Source organism: Rhodosalinus sp., from assembly GCF_046542825.1.
Taxonomy (GTDB): Bacteria; Pseudomonadota; Alphaproteobacteria; order Rhodobacterales; family Rhodobacteraceae; genus Rhodosalinus.
Map to the genome: position 1 here is coordinate 1 of NZ_JBKHAQ010000178.1, position 3,370 is coordinate 3,370.

Annotated in this window: 2 protein-coding genes and 1 tRNA gene; all 3 read left to right on the top strand. The window is 69.8% G+C overall.

The genetic code is table 11. From position 1 onward, the window contains the following. Positions 1-1,128: hypothetical protein (locus ACLFOB_RS14715; RefSeq protein ID WP_410926574.1), on the top strand; the 1,128-nt coding region annotated here is incomplete at its 5' end. A gap of 12 nt (positions 1,129-1,140) precedes the next feature. Next, positions 1,141-2,646, top strand: coding sequence for a heme biosynthesis protein HemY (locus ACLFOB_RS14720; RefSeq protein ID WP_410926575.1), 1,506 nt, complete (start codon positions 1,141-1,143; stop codon positions 2,644-2,646). Positions 2,647-2,705: 59 nt separating this feature from the next. Beyond that, positions 2,706-2,781 (top strand) — tRNA-Thr (locus ACLFOB_RS14725). The last annotated feature ends 589 nt before the right edge of the window (positions 2,782-3,370 follow it).

Genomic DNA, 3,370 nt, shown 5'->3' on the forward strand with positions numbered 1-3,370 from the left:
GGCGCCGCGGGCGGTGCCACGGCCGACAGCAGCGCCCGCGCGGCGGCCAGCGGGGCGAACGACTCTCCGCGGGGACAGACCCCGTCGCAACCGACCCGCGAGGTCGTGGTGAAGCGCGGCGGCTTCTTCCCGGCGCTTCTGGGCGGCATCCTTGCCGCGATCCTGGGCTTCGCGGCTGCGCGCTATGTGGTGCCCGAGGGCTGGCCCTTTCCCGGCGCGGCCACCCCCGGTTTTCAGGAAACCACGCGGGCCGCGCTTTCCGAACAGGCGGCCGAGATCGCGGTGCTGCGCGAGGAGATCGCAGCGGCCGAGCCCGACCTGTCGCCCGTGGAGGAGCAAATCGGCGCGCTCGACGGGCAATTGTCCGAGGTGACGGCGCGGCTTGACGATCTCTCGGACACCCTCGACGGGGGCCTGTCGGAAACCGAGGAGCGGTTGACCGGGCTCGAGGAGCGGCTCACCGAGCTCGAGAAGCGCCCGATGGAGGCGGCGCTCTCGCAGGAGGCCATCGACGCCTACGAGCAGGAGCTTCAGGCGCTGATGGATCAGGTCGCCGCGCAGCGGGAAGAGGTCGAATCGATCGCCAGCGAGGCGACGGCTCGCGAACGGGAGGCGGCAGAGGCCGCGCGCCGGGCCGAGGCCCTGTCGGCGCTGGCACAGGTCACCACGGCGATCGACGCGGGAGAGCCCTACGCCGACGCGCTGGCCGATCTGTCGGAGGCCCTGGAGCAGCCGGTGCCCGAGGGGCTGGAGGCGGGAGCGCAGGACGGCGTTCCGACCCGCGCCGAGCTCGACTCCGGGTTCGCCCCGGCGGCGCGGGCCGCTCTGGCGGCCGCGCGCGATGCCGACGCCCCGCCGGCGGATCCCGCGGACCGCTTCGGCGCCTTTCTGCGCGAGCAACTGGGCGCGCGCTCCGTCGCGCCGCGCGACGGGGACGATGCCGATGCAATCCTGTCGCGCGCCCAAGCCGCCCTGCAGCGCGGCGAGCTGGGCGCGGCTCTGGACGAGCTTGCGGCCCTCCCCGACACGGCGCAGGCCGAACTGTCCGAATGGACGCGTGCCGCACAGGCCCGACACGCCGCGGTGCAGGCGGCCGCCCGGCTCGACGAAATGCTCAACGAAGAATAGGAAACCCCTTTCATGCTCTGGTCCCTGATCAAGATCCTGTTCTTCGTCGCGGTCGTCGCCGGCCTGGCTTATGGCGCGCTCTGGCTGATGGAGGCGCAGGGCGGCGTGCAGATCGTCGTCGCGCAGACCGAATACACGCTGGGCCCGCTGGAATCGGCCATCGCGCTTCTGGTGTTGCTTGTCGCGCTCTGGCTGATCCTCAAGCTCGTCTCGCTGCTGGTGGCCACCCTGCGCTTCATCAACGGCGACGACACGGCGCTCAGCCGCTATTTCGACCGCAACCGCGAGCGCAAGGGCCTGAAGGAACTGACCGCTTCGCTCAACGCGCTGGCCGCTGGCGACGGCAGGACAGCGATGGTCGAGGCGAAGAAGGCCGGAAAGCACCTGAACCGCCCCGAACTGACCAACCTGATCGCCGCGCAGGCGGCCGAGGCCGCGGGCGACCACAAGACCGCCGAGGAAGTCTATCGCCGGCTGGTCGAGGACGACCGCACCCGCTTTGTCGGTGTGCGGGGCCTGATGAAGCAGAAGCTGGCAGAAGGCGACACCGAGACGGCGCTGGAACTGGCCAAGCGCGCCTTCGCACTCAGGCCGAAGCACGAAGAGACGCAGGATGTGCTGCTCAAGCTGCAGGCCGGTGCACACGACTGGCAGGGCGCGCGCAAGACGCTCTCTGCCAAGCTGAAGCAGGGCAAGCTGCCGCGCGACGTGCACAAGCGGCGCGATGCGGTTCTGGCGGTGTCGGAAGCGAAGGACGTGATCGACGAGGGCAAGGACATCCGCGCCCGCGAGGCCGCGATCGAGGCCAACCGCCTGTCGCCCGACCTGATCCCGGCAGCCGTGATGGCGGCCAGGAGCTACACGGAGCAGGGCAAGCAGAAGAACGCAGAGCGAATCGTTATCAAGGCCTGGGGCGCGCAGCCGCATCCCGAGCTCGCCGCAGCCTATGCCGCGATCCACCCCGACGAATCGCCGCAGGCCCGGCTGAAGCGCTTCCAGACGCTGGTGAAGGCAAATCCCGACCACCGCGAATCCAGGCTCGTGCTGGCGGAGCTGCACATCGCGGCAGAGGAGTTCCCGCAGGCGCGCCGCGCGCTGGGCACCCTTGTCGAGAGCGACCCGGACGTGCGTGTGCTGACCACCATGGCCGCGATCGAGCGGGGCGAGGGCGCCTCGGACGCGGTGGTGCAGGGCTGGCTCGCCCGCGCGGTGACCGCGCCCCGCGGCCCGCAGTGGGTCTGCGCGAACTGCAACGCGATCCATGCCGAATGGACCCCGATCTGCAACAACTGCGGGGCCTTCGACACGCTTGCCTGGGTGCGCCCGCAGGCACAGGAGGTCACGTCTCCGGCAGGGGCGGCGATGCTGCCGCTTGTCGTTGCCTCCGGCGCGCCGGTCTCGCAGGAGGCAAGCGCGGCGGACGAGCCGGCGCAGGACCGGACAGAGGCCGAGCACGACTCCTCGGACGACACCGCGGAAACGCCTGTGTCCGACGCGCCAGAGAAACGCGCAAGCTGACCACGGCGGCCAAGAATGCGCTTTCGCCGCGCGGCAACCGATGCTAAAGGCGCCTGCGGGCCGCAGTAGCTCAGCTGGTAGAGCAACGCATTCGTAATGCGTGGGTCGGGGGTTCGAGTCCCTTCTGCGGCACCAGCCACCCAGGTTAACAATCGTTTTCGGAAGACTCTTGGTGTCGCGGGATCCCTTGGCCTCCCGCAACGCTTCCTTCGTCTGCACCCCGCGCGAAGCGGCTGCAAGCACGGCGCCAACGGGGGGCGTTCCAGTCTTGCGCAGAGGTTGACGGCGCGCGAGGCGGGGCTTGCCGGTCATGGACCGGCGTTTCGCGTTCATTCGACTGCTCTTCGCGCGCGAGATCACCGGCTCCGATCCGCAGAGCGGAAGTTCCTCGCCTTGTGCGCCGCCTGTCCCGAAGCTGTCGGCAATGCCGCGGGGTATGACGCCGCGGGGTTTGACGGGGCCGCTCAGGGATTCTTCAGCCTTTTCGCACTAGCCCTGACAGCGACGATGTCGGCGCGCATCGAGGGTCTGGATTGCGCGCGCGGCCTTCGCTAAGCTTCCGCCAACATCGGGGGATGTCGAAAAAATGTGGCGATTTGCTTTAGCTCTGGGGCTTTGTGCCCTGCCGTCCGTGGGTCTTGCCGATGCCAGCCGCACGGTGGCCGGCACCTGGACGCTGGAACGCGGCACTTCTGAGACCGACTACCGGCTCGCCTCGCGCGGC